Raw genomic sequence first — 15,891 nt, 5'->3', positions numbered from 1 at the left:
GTCACGCCCGACACGTCGCCCTGCGCGGGATGAGCGGGCCGCTGCCCGGCCAGTGGTACCCGATCAGACCGCCGTCCTCCGCGATGTGGTCGACGTCCAGCAGGCCGGGCACGTCCTCGATCTCGCCGTTGGCCCGCACCACGACAACGGGCCTGTCCGGGGCGCCGCCGGTCACGTCACCACTGGTGTTGATCTCGAGCGGGTGCGGAAACAGCGGACCCAGCTCCCGCACGATCCTGCCGTCGGCACCCCACTCCACCGCCGTGCCGGGGAAGTTGCTGGGCGGCCCGGACGTGCCGACCACCCGCCCGCCGCGCACCGACACCGCGGTGACGGAGTTGTGGCCGGGCAACGTCTCCAGCCGGACCGCGTTGCCGTCGCGGTCCCACAGGTAACCCACGTAGTCGCCGCCGCCGATCATCGTTTGCGCGATCACCCGCCCCTCGTCGTCGATGCCGCGCACCGTCCCGCCACGACGGTTGTCCGGGTTCGGCAGCGCCCGCGGCGTGCTCGAGCCGGCCGGCCACACCACGATCGTGCTGCCGGAGCTGCCCGCCACGTCTCCCGCGGCGTTGATCGAGGTGACCCACGTCCGGCCGGTGGTGCCGGGCAACGGCTGCAGCACCTCCCGCACACCCGCTGCCGACAGCCGGAACGACAGCACGTCGGTGTTGGCGGCCAGCGTGCCGGTAGCACTGACACCCATCACGATGGTCTGCTCGCGGAAGCGCCACAACCGAGGCTGGTTTCCTTGCCAGACAACGGTTTGCATGCCCCAGTTGTCCGAAGCGACCCACACGCCGTCGGACGAGGCGTGGAACCCGTAGACGTCCGCGCCATCGGGCAACGGCAGATCCGTCGTCACCCAGGTGCATCCGGTCCCGGCCTGCGCCGCTCCCGGAACCACCACGGCGAACGCGAGCGCCGCAGCGCACGCCGAATGGACCACCTTGCTCAGCTTCACAACATCCCCCAGATCATGATCAACGGACAGGTGAATCACGCACCACGGACGCACTTCAGGACGACCGGGTAACTGCTCGACTGTTCGAGGACACGCGTGCCGTACAGGTCGCCTTCGTCGGTGATGACACCGAAACGCGCACCGCTGTCCACCCCCACCTGCTGGTCGAGGTCCGGCCAGAACGCGGTCGCCCCGGTCGTCGTGCCGTTGTCCACGGTGCCCAGCAGGTGACCGTGGGAGTTCACGCTCAGCGCGTCCACCGCGCCGGCGAACGGCCCGCTCTCCCGGCCGTGCAGGTGCCAGCGCACGATCTGCTGACCGGACCGGCCCGCGGCGTAGGAGCCGCGCACCGCCCGCACCTCCACGTCCGTGCCCGCGCCGAGCTGCACGGGACCTGAGGCGCCGAGCCAGTAGGTGCCCGTGTTCGACGAGGCCAGCACCGTCCCGTCGTCGGCGATGCCGATCGCCGACCACGAGGCGTCGGTACCCGGCACGAGCCGGGCATCAGCAGAGCCGGCCGGCCACACCACCGGTTTGCCGTCCGACTCGCCGAGCACGTCGCCGCGCTCGTTCACGTCGATCGCCTGCACGCCGTGCTCCCCCTGCCAGCCGCGCAGGGTCGTGTACACGCCTGCCTGCCAGCGCGACGCCGCCGGGAAGGTGTGACCCGTCAGGATCACTACGCCGGACGAGTTCACATCACTGGCGTAGACGACGTTTCTGAAGAACGACAGCTGGTCGACCAGCTGCCCGTCCTTCCAGACCAGTACCGCCGAACCGGACGTCCAGCGGAAGGAGCCGTTGCCGACGGCCCACACCCCGGCGGCACCGGCCACGCCGCTCGGCCCCACACCGTCCGGCTTCGGCAGCTCGGACTCGGTCCAGGTGTCGCAGAAAGCCGGATCGGCCGACGCGGTGGCGGGCGCCACCACTCCGGCGGAAAGGACCAGTGCGCCCACGAGGACGCGCCATCCCCCAGTGAAGACCATTGCAATTCCCCCTTGCCGGTTGGCCCGGGGGACGACCGTAGCGAGAGGGTCTGACAGTTCTTCCGCCGCAGACGTGCGACGGGGCCGCCGTCCGAAGACAGCGGCCCCGTACAACTGCGATCACACTCGCGCGACAGCCACCTTGACCTTCAGGCCGTCGCCGACGGTGCCCTCCGCGGAGCCCTCACCGAAGACGACCGACGACGTCAGCGTCTCCGACTTCACGAACTCCAGGTGCGGCTCCACGGCGGAGCGCACCGCGTCCGGCAGTTCCAGCGTCAGCGTGATCCGGTCGGACACGTCCAGCGCGGCGTCCTTGCGCGCCTGCTGCACCACACGCACCAGGTCACGCGCGACACCCTCGGCCTCCAGCTCCGGCGTCACCACCGTGTCGAGCACGACGACGCCGGCGCCACCCGGCAGTGCCGCCGTGGCAGCCGGATCGGTTGCCACCAGCCGCTGTTCGTACTCGCCCTCGAACAGCTCGACACCGGCGGCGACGATCCGTCCGTCCACTTCGGACCAGTCACCGGCCTTGACGGCCTTGATGACCTTCTGCACGTTCGGTCCGAGGCGCGGACCGGCGGCGCGTGCGTTCACCACGAGCTGGAACTGCCCGTACGCGTCGACGTCGGTGGTCAGCGAGACCTCCTTGACGTTGACCTCGTCGCGCACGATCTCGGCGAAGTCCTCCAGCGACGCCGCGACCGGCGACGCGACCGTCAAGCGCGCCAACGGAAGCCGCACGCGCAGCTTGTTCCCCTTGCGCAGGGACAACGCCGTCGAGCAGACCGCGCGCACCTCGTCCATCGCCGTCACGAGAGCGTCGTCCGCCGGCAGGTCGGACACCGACGGGAAGTCCGTCAGGTGCACCGAACGCCCACCGGTCAGCCCGCGCCACACGACCTCGGTCGTGTACGGCAGCAACGGCGCCGCCACGCGCGTGACGACCTCCAGCACCGTGTGCAGGGTGTCGATCGCGTCCTGCTCACCGTCCCAGAACCGCTGCCGCGACCGCCGCACGTACCAGTTCGTGAGCACCTCCAGGTACTCCCGCACCATCTGGCACGCGCCGGAGATGTCGTAGACGTCCATCGCCGCCTGGACGTCGCGCACCAGGTCGTGAGTCTTCGCGAGCGCATAGCGGTCCAGCACGTGCGAGGAGTCGGTCCGCCAGGTGCCCTCCTTCCCGGAAGCGTTGGCGTACAACGCGAGGAAGTACCAGGAGTTCCACAGCGGCAGCACCGCCTGGCGCACCGCGTCCCTGATGCCGCGCTCGGTCACCACCAGGTCGCCACCGCGCAGGATCGGCGACGCCATGAGGAACCACCTCATCGCGTCCGAGCCGTCGCGGTCGAAGACCTCGTTGACGTCCGGGTAGTTCTTCAGCGACTTGGACATCTTCTGGCCGTCGTCACCGAGCACGATGCCGTGCGCCACGCAGTCGCGGAACGCGGGCCGGTCGAACAACGCCGTCGCGAGCACGTGCAGCGTGTAGAACCAGCCGCGCGTCTGCCCGTTGTACTCGACGATGAAGTCGCCGGGGTAGTGGTTCTCGAACCACTCCGCGTTCTCGAACGGGTAGTGCACCTGCGCGAACGACATCGAGCCCGACTCGAACCAGCAGTCGAGCACGTCCGGCACGCGCCGCATCGTGGACTTCCCGCTCGGGTCGTCCGGGTTCGGCCGCGTCAGCTCGTCGATGAACGGCCGGTGCAGGTTGTCCGGGCGCACACCGAAGTCGCGCTCCAGCTCGTCCAGCGACCCGTACACGTCCGTGCGCGGGAACTCGGGGTTGTCCGACACCCACACGGGCAGCGGCGAACCCCAGTACCGGTTGCGTGAGATGTTCCAGTCGCGCGCGTTCTCGAGCCACTTGCCGAACTGGCCGTCCTTGATGTGACCGGGCACCCAGTTGATCTGCTGGTTGAGCTCGACCATCCGGTCCTTGAACTGCGTGACCGCGACGAACCACGCCGAAAGCGCGCGCTGGATCAGCGGGTTCGCGCACCGCCAGCAGTGCGGGTACGGGTGGTCGTAGGTCTCGTGGCGCAGCAGCAGGCCCGCTTCCTTGAGGTCGCGGATGATCAGCTTGTTCGCCTCGAACACGTGCACGCCCGCGTACGGCGCCACCTCGGCGGTGAACTTGCCGTCCGAGCCGACCGGCACGACGACCTCGATGCCCGCCGCGTCCGTCACGACCTTGTCGTCCTCACCGAACGCCGGTGCGATGTGGACGATGCCGGTGCCGTCGTCGGTGGTCACGTAGTCCGCGGCCAGCACCTGGTGCGCGTTCTCGCGGCCCACGAAGAAGTCGAACGGCGGCAGATACTTCTTGCCGACCAGGTCCGAGCCCTTGTAGCGGGCGACGACCTCGGGCTCCTCGCCGAGCTCGCGCGCGTACGCCGCGACACGGGCCTCTGCGAGCAGGTAGCGCTCGCCGTTCGCTTCCACGGTCACGTAGTCGACGTCGGGGTGCACGGCGGCCGCGAGGTTGCTCGGCAGCGTCCACGGCGTCGTCGTCCAGACCAGGGCCTTCTCCCCGGACTCGAGGCGCAGCGCCACCGTGACGGCCGGGTCCTGCCGGTCGCGGTAGGCGTCGTCCATCTTGGTCTCGGTGTTGGACAGCGGCGTCTCGCAGCGCCAGCAGTACCAGAGCACGCGGAAGCCCTCGTAGATCAAGCCCTTGTCCCACAAGGCCTTGAACGCCCACATGACGCTTTCCATGTAGTCGAGGTCGAGCGTCTTGTAGTCGTTGTCGAAGTCGACCCAGCGCGCCTGCCGCGTCACGTAGTCGCGCCACTGGTCCGTGTACTGCAGCACGGACGTCCGGCACGCCTCGTTGAACTTCTCGATGCCGAGCTCGTCGATCTCGTTCTTGTGCGTGATGCCGAGCTGCTTCTCCGCCTCGTACTCGGCGGGCATGCCGTGCGTGTCCCAGCCGAACCGGCGCTCGACGTGCTTGCCGCGCATGGTCATGTAACGCGGCACGACGTCCTTGACGTAGCCGGTCAGCAGGTGCCCGTAGTGCGGCAGGCCATTGGCGAACGGCGGGCCGTCGTAGAAGACGAACTCGTTGGCGCCGTTCTCACCCACCGGGTTGCGGTCGATGCTCGCCTGGAAGGTCTCGTCGTCCTTCCAGTACCCGAGCACGTCCTGCTCGAGGTTCGGAAAGGACGGCTGCGCCGGGACCTCGTTCTGTCCGGCCCTGGGGTAGGCCATCTCCACTGCTCCTCGCGGTCATGAAGGACACGCGAGGACGACACGCCGATGTGGCTCGGCAAGCCGCGGTACCACCCCGCTTGCTCGTCACGCGGACGAGCCTCTCGTTCTTCGGCTGTGACGGGCCGGTCCCGTCCGGTTCTACTGAGGCTCGCGCCCGTTCTTCCGGAGGCTCCCCGGTGATGGCCGGATCGGTGCCTGTAGGTACAAGGGTAACCGGCGGCGCAAACCGTATGCTCGCGCGATGACGTTGACCATCGCGTTGTCGATCGTGCTGGCCCTGCTGTTCGTGGCCACGGGCGCGGGGAAGCTGTTCGGGGCGAAGACGTCGCTCGAGGCCCGCGACCACTTCCGGATGAACAGCGCGTTGTGGCGGACCATCGGCGCGCTGGAGTGGGCGGGCGCCGCAGGCCTGGTCGTCGGCCTGGTCACCTGGCAGTGGGTGGCGCACGCGGCCACCGTCGGGCTCGGGCTGCTGATGGTCGGCGCCACGATCACCCGGTTGCGGTACGACTCGAAGCCGACCGGCGTCGTCGTGGACCTGGTGATGCTGGCGTTGCTGATCACCCTGCTGTTCCTGGACCGGTGAGCCTCGAGTTCCGCCTGCTCGGCCCGCCGGAGGTGCGGCGCGGCACCACGCTCGTGGACGTCGGGCACGCGCGGCAGATGAGCGTGCTGGCGGTGCTGCTGGTCGACGTGAACCAGGTGGTCGGCGTCGACAAGCTGCTCGCGCGGGTGTGGGGTGAGGCGCCGCCGCGACAGGCCAGGGCCGCGCTCTACAGCTACGTGTCGCGGCTGCGGGCCGCGCTGGAAGGGCTGCCGATCGTGCGCCGCTCCGGCGGTTACGTGCTGGAGGCCGACCCCGCGGCCGTCGACCTGCACAGGTTCCGCTCGCTCGTCGGCGAGGGCCGGCACGGCGAGGCCATCGCCCTCGTGCGCGGGGAACCGTTCGAAGGGCTGCAGGGCGCGTGGTTCGCCGGCCTGCGCGAGACCGTCGCCGGTGAGATCACCGCCGCCGAACTGGATCACACCGACGCACGGCTCGCGGCTGGTGAGCACCGGACACTGGTCGCCGAACTGACCGCGCGCACGGCCGAGCGCCCGCTCGACGAACGGCTCGCAGGGCAGTTGATGCGGGCGTTGATCGGCGCCGGACGACAGTCCGACGCGCTGGCTCACCACTCACGGCTGCGGCACCGGCTCGCGGAGGATCTCGGCCTCGACCCCGGCCCCGCCCTGCGCGACCTCGTCGCGTCGATCCAGCGTCCACAGTGGAACCCGCGTCGGCTTCCGCCGGCACCAACGGGTTTCACGGGCAGAGAGGCCGAGCTCGCGGCACTCGGCGACGGGCCGATCGTCACGATCACCGGACCGGCGGGCGCCGGCAAGACGTGGCTCGCGTTGCACTGGGCGCACGCGCACGCCGCCGACTACCCGGACGGCCAGCTGTTCGTGGACCTGACCGGCAGCGACCCGGCCGACGTCGTCCGCGAGCTCATCACCGCTCTCGGCACCGGCCCTGACGGCATCCCGCCGGAGCCGCACGCGCAGACGGCGCTCTACCGCACGTTGCTGGCGAACCGGCGAATGCTGATCGTCCTCGACAACGCCGCCGACACGGCCCAGGTCGTTCCGCTGCTACCGGGCACTCCGCGGTGCCGGGTCGTTGTGACCAGCCGCGAACGCCTGCCCGGCCTCGTCACCGCTCACGGCGCCCACCCCGTTGTCCTTCAGCCGGCGCCGAAACACCAACAGCGCCCCTAGCGGGCCGAGCACCGGCACTGCGCCGGTCATCGGCCACATGAACCGCTCGTACCAGGGCTTCGACCGCACCTCGTCGACGAACGCGACCACGCGATCCCGCAACGCGGCGTCGGTCTTCACCAGCTCGACCCCCGTGCGACGCGCCGGACACCAGGTCCAGCCTGGAACCCGACGCCGCGGACACGTCGGCCAGCACACGTGCGGAGTCCGCGAAGGAAGGATCCCCGTTCGACATCGGCGCGTCCGAAGAAGCGATGAACACCGGCACCGTCAGCGACTCCAGCACCGGCTTCACCTGCCGGAAGGTGCTGCGTTCAACCCCGCCGAAACCCTGCACGGGTGACACCAGCACCAGGCCCGCCGGCCCCTGGATCCGCGGCGCTGCCAGCACAGCGGCTGCGGCGGTCCGTGCCTCGCCACCCGCCACGATCGAGGTAGCGCCACGCCGGGTGAGTTCCTGCGCGGCGGCCTGCAGATCGAGGTCGTACTTGTACTCGTCCTTCAGCATGCGCGGATCGCCCAGTTCGAAGAACCGGATGTCGAAGAGCAGCACCTGATTACCGGAGTCGGCCAGGCTCTGCGCCAACGGCAACCAGTCGCAGTACGACTGCTTGAGGTAAGAGGCGAGGATGACTCCACGTGGTCCGCTGCCGAGCACCAGACCGGACAGCTGCACGTCGTCTTCAGTGCGGAAGCTCACCGACTTGTCGCGCAGGTCGCCCGGCACGCATTCGTTGGACTCAGCCTGGATCGGAACATGCAGTGCTGACCAGCAGGAACGCGGTTACCACCGCGACACGGAAAACGGCCCTCGGGGGCATTCGCACTTCATAGCCGATGCCGGAACCCGCTCGGGCGCCGTTCACTCCGACTGTGTGGAACGACTCTTCCGGACCAGGGTCGAGTCGGGGCGGCACACGGCGCACGGGGTGAACTGCAGTTGCCGTGCCTCCTGCACCGGGAGGCCCAGCGTGGGCCTCCCGGCGAGCCAGGAACACGAGCTCAGGTGATACCGGGGCCGCTCGTCCAGCACCCGCACCTCATCCACCAGATCGGCCACCGCGAGCAGGTCTGCCGCGTCGGTGTCCTCTTCCGGTGGCTCCTCGTCAGCGGGCGGCGTGTCGGCTACCGCCGAAGCCACCACCCGTTGATCATCAGCTACCACGTGTTGATCTACACTCTGCGCCACGGCTGCGGGGTCCCCCGGACGTCGTCGCCACCAGTCCCAGATCAGGACCAGGGCGGCGAGCACACTCGCGCCCACGGATGCCCACGCCCAGATGTTGTTGGACGTGGTCAGCGCAGGGACGAGCAACCCGAGGGCAGCCAGCACCAGAAGTAGAACTACGAAGAGCACCTAATGAACAGTAGTTCAGCCCGCTTCGGCGCGTGCGCCGAAGGAGTAGCCCTGGGAACGACCCTCGGACGGAGCGGCGGGGCCGCGGTCCTGGAGGTCGCGCAGGGACGACTCGAGCATGGTCTTCAGTCGCGTGCGGTACTCGCGCTCGAACGTCTGCAGCTTGTCGATCTGCTTCTCGAGCGTGTTCTTCTCCTGGGTGATGTTGCCCATCACCTCGGCGTGCTTGCGCTGCGCGTCGCGGTCGAGCGCGGTGGCCTTCTCACGGGCCTGCCGCTCGAGCGTCTCGGCGCGCGTGCGCGCGTCGTTCAGCATGGTCTCGGCACGCGTGCGCGCCTCGTTGACCATCGTGTCGGCCTTGGCACGGGCCTCGGACAGCAGCTGCTCGGACTTCGTGCGGGCCTCGGACAGCATGCCGTCGGCTTCGGCCTTGGCCTCGCCGGTCAGCCTGTCCGCCATCTCCTGGGCGAGACCCAGGACCTTCGCGGCCTGCACGTGGTGGTCGCCGCCACCACCGGGCGACGTCTGCTCCAGCACCGACGGCGGGGGAACCGGCGCCAGACGGCGCGGCTCCTCGACCGGGACTCGGCTCGTCATGGGGCCGGAGGAAGCCTTGGCGCGCGCGTCGTCGAGGTCGGCGCGCGCGGTCTCGAGCTGCTGGTCGAGCTGCTCAACCTGCTGACGGAGGTCGTTGTTCTCCTCGATCAAGCGGGCCAGTTCGCCCTCAACCAGGTCGAGGAACGCGTCCACCTCGTCCTCGTTGTAGCCCCGCTTGCCAATCGGCGGCTTGCTGAACGCGACGTTGTGCACGTCAGCGGGGGTCAACGGCATCGGATCACCTCTCGCACTCCTGGGCTGCGGTCATCCCCGGTTCCCCGTCACCTGGGATCTGCGAATCGCATCAGAATGATAACGACCAGCCACAGCACAATAATCGATAGGTCCAGCCCGACGCCCCCGATCCGCACAGTCGGGATCATCCGACGGACTACGCGGACCGGTGGGTCGGTCACGGTGTAAACGGTCTCCAGCGTCACGGCTACGCCGCCCGCGGGGCGCCACTCCCTCGCGAACGTCCTCACCAGTTCGACCACGACACGCGCGGTCAGGAACAGGGAGAACGCGAAGAGTAGGTAGAAGATGACGAGACGGATCGGGTCCACGGGGTCAACTCTAACCGTGGTTGCCGAACCCACCCTCCGCCAGCTTCCGCCGGTCCTCCGCCGTCACGTCAACGTTGGGCGGTGAGAGAAGGAACACCCTGCTGGTGATCTTGTCCATGGACCCGCGCAGAGCGAACGCGAGACCGGCCGAGAAGTCGACGAGACGCTTGGCGTCCGCGTCGTCCATGTCGGTCAGGTTGAGGATCACCGGAGTGCCGTCGCGGTAGTGCTCCCCGATCGTGCGCGCCTCGCTGTAGTTACGGGGGTGAAGCGTGGTGATGCGCGCCAACGGGTTGCCTGCCGGCTCGGCGACCGGACGCAGTCTGCTCACGGGCTCGCGCTGCGGCTCGACGGCGAGCGCGCCGTGCACGGGTGCATCGGCGCTCCAGCGCCGCGTGCTCGAGGGGCTGCCCCCGCGCCGCGACTCCGGCTCGTAGTCGTCCGACTCGTCGATGTCGGCCCGGTACCCGGAGCCCTGGAGCTCCGACCGGCCCGGTGTGAACACACGGCTGCGCCGCGGGTAGGGGTCGTAGTCGTCGGCCTCGGCCGCGTACTCGGACCGGTAGTCGCCGTAGCGACCGCGGTCGTCGTCGTAGCCGGGGTCGTCTGCGTACTCGGCGGGGACCATCCCGAAGTAGGCCTTCAGCTTGTGCAAAGCGCTCATCCCAAGCCCCTCCTCCGCGAGTGCCCCACCTTAGGGACGGTGCGGACGGCCCCGAGGTTCCCGACAACCTATGGCAACGTTAGTCGCCGACTACCGAGCAACCCTGTTCCGACACGCACACAGGTCGATCCGTGCGAGATGGCATCTTCCAGGTCTCCGCTCATTCCCGCTGACACACTGCTGACAGTGGGATGATCATCACGTAGGCCTGATACCACTGACGCCAACACGTCAAACGCCTGCGCTGGCTTCATCGTCAGTGGTGCGACAGTCATCGCACCTCGAAGAATAAGATCACCCGAACGAGTGATCGCGCCAGCCAGTTCCGCGACCTCGGGAACGGGACAGCCGCCCCGTGACGTGTCGCCGTCGATGCTGACCTGCAGCAACACGTCGAGCTTCACGCCTTTCGCGTGCGCCGCTTTCGCGAGGGCCTCTGCCAATCTCACGCTGTCGACCGAGTCGACCTGATCGGCCCACTCGACGACGGATTTGGCCTTGTTCCGCTGCAATCGGCCGACCATGTGCCATCTCGCACCTTCGAGATGTCTCAATTGGGCGACCTTGGCGCTCGCTTCCTGATCGCGGTTTTCCGCGAACTCGCGAAGACCGAGTTCGTAGAGGAGTTCGACATCGCTCGCCGGCCAGGTTTTCGTCACCGCGAGCAACATCACTTCCGACCGATCACGGCCCGCCGCTTCACAGGCTTTGGCGATGCGTTCCTCGACCTCTGCGAGGTTCGCGGCGAGCTCCTCCCGCCGGCTCACGGCTCGATCCAGACGACCGACGCGAGCCGCCCGGTCGGGGCCTGCCTGCGGTGGCTGAAGAGGTCCTTCTCCTCGAACGTGCAGCGCGGGTCGACGCCGATCTTGCCGACACCGGCGCTCGCCAGCTGGTTCCACAGCCCCGCGCGCAGATCGAGCGCGGGGGTACCCCTGCGCGACTTGGAGGCGCTGCCAGGAAGGTGCTTCTCGACGTCTTTCTGCATGTCAGCGGGCACCTCGTAGCACTCGCCGCACACCGCGGGCCCCAGCAGGACCTCGATCCGCCCCAGCTCGGCACCCTGCGCCAGCATCACCTTCAACGCCTCGACGACGACTCCGACCCGCGCGCCGACACGCCCGGCGTGCACCGCGCCGACCACGCCGGCCTCCTGGTCGCCGAGCAGCACCGGGACGCAGTCGGCCGTCAGCACGGCGAGCGCGAGACCCGGCTGTTTCGTCACGACGGCGTCGGTCGCCTCCAGCGGCTGCGCCTGTGGCCCGTCGACCACCCCGACGGTCCGGCCGTGCACCTGTTCCATCCACACCAAGCGGTCCGGCGCGAGACCGATGCCCTCGGCGAGCCGGGCGCGGTTGGCCTCCACCGCCTTCCCGTCGTCCCCCACGTGGTCGCCGAGGTTGAACGAGTCGTACGGAGCCTTGGAGACGCCACCAGCGCGAGTGGTGACAACACGACGAATGCGCACGGCTTACACCCTAATTCCACATAAGCAGGACCCCCTGAGAACTCAAGGTACTCAGGGGGTCCGACAAGAACTGCGATCCGGTCGTCAGCGCCGCATGAACGGCGGCACGTCCACCTCGTCGTCCGGGTCGTCGGTGACGGGCACCGGACGCGACGGCAGCGAACCGTTCTGCGACAGCGACCGCGGCACGTACCCGTTGCCCTGCATCGGCGACGGCTGCGGCGGCACCGTGGTGGGCGGCGGCGGGGCCTGACGGACCTCCTGCTGCGACTGTGCGACCGGCTGGGCGGCCGGTGGCGGCGTCTGCACGACGGGCGGAGGCGGCGTCTGCGCGACCGGCTGAGACGCCGGTGCGTGCGTCGGCGCCGCGGTCGCGGTGGCGATCGGGCCGGAGGGCGTCCGCGGCGGCGAGGACAACGCCGTCGGCTCCAGCTTCTTGTGCGTGGGCCCGCCGCTGTCGAACCCCGCCGCGATCACCGTGACGCGCACCTCGTCGCCGAGCGAGTCGTCGATGACCGTACCGAAGATGATGTTCGCATCCGGGTGCGCGGCCTCCTGGACCAGCGACGCGGACTCGTTGATCTCGAACAGGCCCAGGTCGGAGCCACCGGCGATCGAGAGCAGCACGCCGTGCGCACCCTCCATCGACGCCTCGAGCAGCGGCGAGTTGATCGCCTTCTGCGCGGCCTGGACGGCGCGGCCCTCACCGCGCGCGGAACCGATGCCCATCAACGCCGAGCCCGCACCGGACATGACCGACTTGACGTCGGCGAAGTCCAGGTTGATCAGACCGGGCGTGGTGATCAGGTCGGTGATGCCCTGGACACCGGAGAGGAGGACCTCGTCGGCCGAACGGAACGCGTCCATCAGGCTGACACCGATGTCACCCAGCTGGAGCAGCCGGTCGTTGGGAATCACGATCAGCGTGTCGCACTCGTTGCGCAGCGCCTGGATGCCGTCCTCTGCCTGCTTGGCGCGGCGCTTGCCCTCGAACGAGAACGGGCGCGTGACGACACCGATCGTCAGCGCGCCGAGCTTGCGGGCGATCGAGGCCACCACCGGCGCGCCGCCGGTGCCCGTGCCGCCGCCCTCGCCGGCGGTCACGAAGACCATGTCGGCCCCCTTGAGGACCTCTTCGATCTCCTCGCGGTGGTCTTCGGCGGCCTTGTGCCCGACCTCCGGGTTGGCGCCGGCACCGAGGCCGCGGGTGAGCTCGCGGCCGATGTCGAGCTTGACGTCGGCATCAGACATCAGCAAGGCCTGTGCGTCGGTGTTCACCGCGATGAACTCGACGCCCTTGAGCCCGACCTCGATCATGCGGTTGACGGCGTTGACACCGCCACCACCGATGCCGACGACCTTGATCACCGCGAGGTAGTTGTGCGGGGGCGTCATCGGATCCGCCTTCCTGATCGTGGTCCGTGCTGTGGTGCTGGGTGGTGATGCACCCGGATTGAAACCCTCAACCTCTCCTCGAGGTCCAGAGTTATGTCAACCCCATATGTTCCTGCTGGACGTTAAGCACCGGCGGTGCGTCGGTCCAGCAGCCACGCCGTAGGGTCCCAACACTGTGCGCTACTACTCCCCGGTCGTGCCGTCAAGTAGTGCGCACGGTGCAGAGCACGGCGCACCACAAGCGTAGTCGGACCTCGAATCAGAGATCGTCTCGCCCGCCCAATCGACACTTCCACCTCTTTTGCCGGTGATCTTCCGTTACCGTCCGTGGACGGGGATGAAGACGCTGAGCGTCGCCCTCGCGGCGATCGCACTGGGGGCGGCGACGACCGGTTCAGGGAGTTCGTCCGCCTCGTGTGCGGCACCGCGTCCACCAGCCAGCCTGTGGAGGTGGTGCCCGGCCAGGAGGGAACCGTCCGGCTGAGGTACCGGGACACGTTCGTCGACGCCATCCACTTCAACGCCCTCGGTTCCGCGACGACGGAAGAAGAGGCCGAGCGCGACTCCCAGCAGTGGCGGATCCGGGAGACCGGGACCGCGCCGGCGCCCGAACCGGCGGAGGTCGTCCGTCTGAGGAACCCCGGACTACGGCACCTGCCGGACCGAACACCTGCCCACCGAGCAGGCCCTGACGGACCACTGCACCCTCGCGACGAGGCAGGCGTTCCGGCGCGTCGATCTCGGGGCGGCGAGGTGGCGCAGCACAACGAGCGGCAGGTGCCTGACCAGCTTCAGCTACGACTACGTCAGCGCGATGCCCTGCACGGCCGCGCTGGCGGCCAAGCAGAAGTGGAGGCTCGCGGCCGACGAGTTCGGCCATCACGAGATCACGACGGTGTGGACCGGCCGCTACCCGACCATGAGCGGCGGCCCCATGGGTGAGGTGTTCGTCTCCGACCACAAGACCGACCGCCTCACGCAGAAGTGGGAGCTTCCGGCGGCCTAGTCATCGGTCGCCCCGTCCAGATGCCCGGCGTGCCGGGCGGTCTCCTCGACGAGGTGCGCGATCACCATCGGGCCGAGACCGTCCGGTCGCCCCGGAACGGCACGACCTGGTCCAGGTCCGTCACCGCACCGCATCTATCCGCTGGGCTGCGAGCCGGCCGGAGATGAGCACTGGAGGCACTCCGACGCCCGGTGTGGTGCCTGCGCCCGCCAACGCCACGTTCTCGGCTCCCTTGACGACGTTGCGCGGCCGGAACGGTCCGGTCTGCGCGAAGGTGTGCGCCAGCCCGAACGGCGTACCGGCGGCGTTGCCCCAGTCCCGCGGCGTGACGAGGCGCTCGTCCTGGATCGCCGCACCGAAGCCGTCGAGGCCTCGCTCTTCGAGCGTGGCGATGAGCTCGTCGCGATACCTCGGCCCGACGCGCTGCCAGTCGATCGGGCCGGTCCGCAGGTTCGGGCACGGCGCCAGCACGTAGTGCAGCCCGTCCTGCGCGTGCGTGACGAGCAGCGACGGGTCCGACATCAACTGTCCCTTGTGGACGATTTCGGTGAACGTCTCGCGCCAGGCCGCGCCGAACAGGATGTTGTGGTGCCCGAGATCCCACGTGCGATCCGTCGCGGCGTGCAACACCACGGCCGATGGCGACCAACGGTGCCGCACAAGCCGTTGCGGGCGCTTCCCGAGCAACCGGTACGCGTCCGGCAACTCGCACGCCAGCACCACCGCGTCCGCGGCGATCCGCTCATCCGAGGTGTGGACGGCCGCGACCCGTGCGCCGCTCCACTCCAGCCGTGTGACCGTTGCGCCGTAACGGAACTCCGCGCCGTGTTTCTCCGCGGCTGCGCTCAGTGCCTGGGGAACCGCGTGCATCCCACCGCGTGGGTGGTAGACGCCCGCGATGGTGTCCATGTACGCGATGACCGCGTACGCCGCGAGAGCTTGCTGCGGCGGCACACCCGCGTACAACGCCTGGAAGGAGAAAAGCCGGATCAAACGTTCATCGCTGATGAATCGCCGCAACTGCGGTTCCAGCCGGCCGAACCCGCCCAGGCCCGCCAGCTTCACGAGCTCCGGCCTCAGCAGGTCGAGCGGCGAGTCGAAGTTCGCCCCGATGAAGTGCTCGCGCTGCACCGCGTACAGCTCGCCCAGCCACCGCCGCAGCTTCCGGTACCCGGCCGCTTCCCTTGCGCCGCAGACGTTGCGGACCTCGGCCTCCATGGCCTCGGCATCGGTGTGCACCGCGATCCGCGACCCGTCCGCGAACCGCGCGTGGTAGGCGGGATCGACCCTGTCGAGCGTCAGCCAGTCCGCAGTTCGCTCCCCCACCGCGCCGAACACCTCGTCCAGGTACTCCGGCATCGTGAGCACCGTCGGCCCGCTGTCCGCCGTGAACCCGCCCACCTGGACGGTCCCGGCGCGACCGCCTGGGGCATCAGCCTTTTCGAGCACGGTGACCCGGCGGCCGGTGCCCTGCAGGTGCAACGCCGCCGACAGTCCGGCAAGACCGGCGCCCACGACCACGACGTGTCCTGCCATGCGTACTTCCTTCGGGTGACAACGACCGATACGGCTAATGCCGCGAGAAGCAGTCCGATGAGCACGGTAGTCGTTCACTTCGAGGAGGCTCCTCTTGGCACCCGCAACCGCGTCCGTGCGTTCGCTCGTCATCGAGGCGATCGTGTTGGAACTCGTGACGAGCAGGCTGGGCAGCCTGTTCGTGCGGGTCGCGACAGCGTTGAAGCCGAACGGCTGACCGGCGGGCCACAGGAGATCTTCGTGTGCTCCCAGCCACTTCCCCGGTCCCCGCACCGACGTCCCCGCCGCTTCCCGGCACCGTCACGGCCGCCGGCACCGCGGCCGTGACACAGCGCGCCGACACCAGGGTCGTTGGCGCGCAAG

Annotated in this window: 16 protein-coding genes; 4 read left to right on the top strand and 12 right to left on the bottom strand. The window is 69.0% G+C overall.

Annotated elements, in window-relative coordinates; all coding sequences use genetic code 11:
* Position 1 precedes the first annotated feature (1 nt).
* From ABFX45_RS36940 to ileS, 3 genes are all read right to left on the bottom strand, one after another.
* Entirely contained in the window at positions 2-964 is a 963-nt protein-coding gene (locus ABFX45_RS36940; RefSeq protein ID WP_346135206.1) for a hypothetical protein, read from the bottom strand.
* A gap of 35 nt (positions 965-999) precedes the next feature.
* A complete protein-coding gene (locus tag ABFX45_RS36935; protein WP_346135204.1) occupies positions 1,000-1,953 on the bottom strand; it encodes a hypothetical protein in 954 nt (317 codons plus the stop codon).
* A gap of 120 nt (positions 1,954-2,073) precedes the next feature.
* On the bottom strand, positions 2,074-5,175 hold the full coding sequence (gene ileS / locus ABFX45_RS36930; protein WP_109635112.1) for an isoleucine--tRNA ligase: 3,102 nt from the start codon (positions 5,173-5,175) through the stop codon (positions 2,074-2,076).
* 244 nt (positions 5,176-5,419) lie between these two features.
* On the opposite strand from ileS, the gene ABFX45_RS36925 reads away from it, so the two are divergent.
* Positions 5,420-5,764 carry a DoxX family protein gene (locus ABFX45_RS36925; protein WP_346135202.1) on the top strand — a complete coding sequence of 115 codons (345 nt, stop codon included), beginning with the start codon at positions 5,420-5,422 and terminating at the stop codon, positions 5,762-5,764.
* Positions 5,761-6,939: an AfsR/SARP family transcriptional regulator gene (locus ABFX45_RS36920; protein ID WP_346135200.1), complete on the top strand. Its 1,179-nt coding sequence runs from the start codon at positions 5,761-5,763 to the stop codon at positions 6,937-6,939. The genes ABFX45_RS36925 and ABFX45_RS36920 overlap by 4 nt, the downstream gene beginning before the upstream one ends.
* On the opposite strand, the gene ABFX45_RS36915 is transcribed toward ABFX45_RS36920, so the two are convergent.
* The 8 genes from ABFX45_RS36915 to ftsZ form a co-directional block, all read right to left on the bottom strand.
* Positions 6,875-7,666, bottom strand: a complete 792-nt coding sequence (locus ABFX45_RS36915; protein WP_346135198.1) for an alpha/beta hydrolase family protein — start codon at positions 7,664-7,666, stop codon at positions 6,875-6,877. The genes ABFX45_RS36920 and ABFX45_RS36915 overlap by 65 nt on opposite strands.
* Before the next feature lie 135 nt (positions 7,667-7,801).
* The gene (locus ABFX45_RS36910; protein WP_109633606.1) at positions 7,802-8,296 is read right to left on the bottom strand and encodes a hypothetical protein; all 495 of its coding nucleotides are present in this window, start codon (positions 8,294-8,296) and stop codon (positions 7,802-7,804) included.
* 15 nt (positions 8,297-8,311) lie between these two features.
* On the bottom strand, positions 8,312-9,127 hold the full coding sequence (gene wag31, locus ABFX45_RS36905) for a DivIVA-like cell division protein Wag31 (protein WP_109633609.1): 816 nt from the start codon (positions 9,125-9,127) through the stop codon (positions 8,312-8,314).
* A 47-nt stretch (positions 9,128-9,174) separates the two neighbouring features.
* The gene (locus ABFX45_RS36900) at positions 9,175-9,450 is read right to left on the bottom strand and encodes a YggT family protein (RefSeq protein WP_407656890.1); all 276 of its coding nucleotides are present in this window, start codon (positions 9,448-9,450) and stop codon (positions 9,175-9,177) included.
* 19 nt (positions 9,451-9,469) lie between these two features.
* Entirely contained in the window at positions 9,470-10,123 is a 654-nt protein-coding gene (locus tag ABFX45_RS36895; protein WP_109633614.1) for a cell division protein SepF, read from the bottom strand.
* A gap of 68 nt (positions 10,124-10,191) precedes the next feature.
* Complete coding sequence (locus ABFX45_RS36890) at positions 10,192-10,890, bottom strand: YggS family pyridoxal phosphate-dependent enzyme (RefSeq protein WP_109633617.1); 699 nt, start codon at positions 10,888-10,890, stop codon at positions 10,192-10,194.
* On the bottom strand, positions 10,887-11,591 hold the full coding sequence (pgeF, locus tag ABFX45_RS36885) for a peptidoglycan editing factor PgeF (protein WP_346135195.1): 705 nt from the start codon (positions 11,589-11,591) through the stop codon (positions 10,887-10,889). The genes ABFX45_RS36890 and pgeF overlap by 4 nt, the downstream gene beginning before the upstream one ends.
* Positions 11,592-11,675: 84 nt before the next feature.
* Positions 11,676-12,986 (bottom strand): cell division protein FtsZ, encoded by a 1,311-nt coding sequence (gene ftsZ, locus ABFX45_RS36880; protein ID WP_346135193.1) that lies wholly within the window; start codon positions 12,984-12,986, stop codon positions 11,676-11,678.
* Between the two features lie 814 nt (positions 12,987-13,800).
* Here ftsZ and ABFX45_RS36875 point away from each other — a divergent pair.
* On the top strand, positions 13,801-13,992 hold the full coding sequence (locus ABFX45_RS36875) for a hypothetical protein (RefSeq protein WP_346135191.1): 192 nt from the start codon (positions 13,801-13,803) through the stop codon (positions 13,990-13,992).
* A gap of 120 nt (positions 13,993-14,112) precedes the next feature.
* On the opposite strand, the gene crtI is transcribed toward ABFX45_RS36875, so the two are convergent.
* On the bottom strand, positions 14,113-15,528 hold the full coding sequence (gene crtI / locus ABFX45_RS36870) for a phytoene desaturase family protein (RefSeq protein WP_346135189.1): 1,416 nt from the start codon (positions 15,526-15,528) through the stop codon (positions 14,113-14,115).
* A gap of 94 nt (positions 15,529-15,622) precedes the next feature.
* Here crtI and ABFX45_RS36865 point away from each other — a divergent pair, with 94 nt between their 5' ends.
* Positions 15,623-15,745, top strand: coding sequence for a hypothetical protein (locus ABFX45_RS36865; protein ID WP_267899901.1), 123 nt, complete (start codon positions 15,623-15,625; stop codon positions 15,743-15,745).
* Positions 15,746-15,891: the final 146 nt, after the last annotated feature.

It is taken from the genome of Lentzea roselyniae, assembly GCF_039537795.1.
Classification (GTDB): domain Bacteria; phylum Actinomycetota; class Actinomycetes; order Mycobacteriales; family Pseudonocardiaceae; genus Lentzea; species Lentzea atacamensis.
The sequence above is the reverse complement of the archived record's forward strand: the minus strand, read 5'-3'. Positions and strand labels throughout refer to the sequence as shown.

Excerpts from the sequence above, each read along its gene's own strand:
- ABFX45_RS36935 (WP_346135204.1), bottom strand. The coding sequence starts at position 1,953 with ATGGTCTTCACTGGGGGATGGCGCGTCCTCGTGGGCGCACTGGTCCTT.
- ileS (WP_109635112.1), bottom strand. The coding sequence starts at position 5,175 with ATGGCCTACCCCAGGGCCGGACAGAACGAGGTCCCGGCGCAGCCGTCC.
- ABFX45_RS36925 (WP_346135202.1), top strand. The coding sequence starts at position 5,420 with ATGACGTTGACCATCGCGTTGTCGATCGTGCTGGCCCTGCTGTTCGTG.
- wag31 (WP_109633609.1), bottom strand. The coding sequence starts at position 9,127 with ATGCCGTTGACCCCCGCTGACGTGCACAACGTCGCGTTCAGCAAGCCG.
- ABFX45_RS36895 (WP_109633614.1), bottom strand. The coding sequence starts at position 10,123 with ATGAGCGCTTTGCACAAGCTGAAGGCCTACTTCGGGATGGTCCCCGCC.
- ftsZ (WP_346135193.1), bottom strand. The coding sequence starts at position 12,986 with ATGACGCCCCCGCACAACTACCTCGCGGTGATCAAGGTCGTCGGCATC.
- ABFX45_RS36875 (WP_346135191.1), top strand. The coding sequence starts at position 13,801 with ATGCCCTGCACGGCCGCGCTGGCGGCCAAGCAGAAGTGGAGGCTCGCG.
- crtI (WP_346135189.1), bottom strand. The coding sequence starts at position 15,528 with ATGGCAGGACACGTCGTGGTCGTGGGCGCCGGTCTTGCCGGACTGTCG.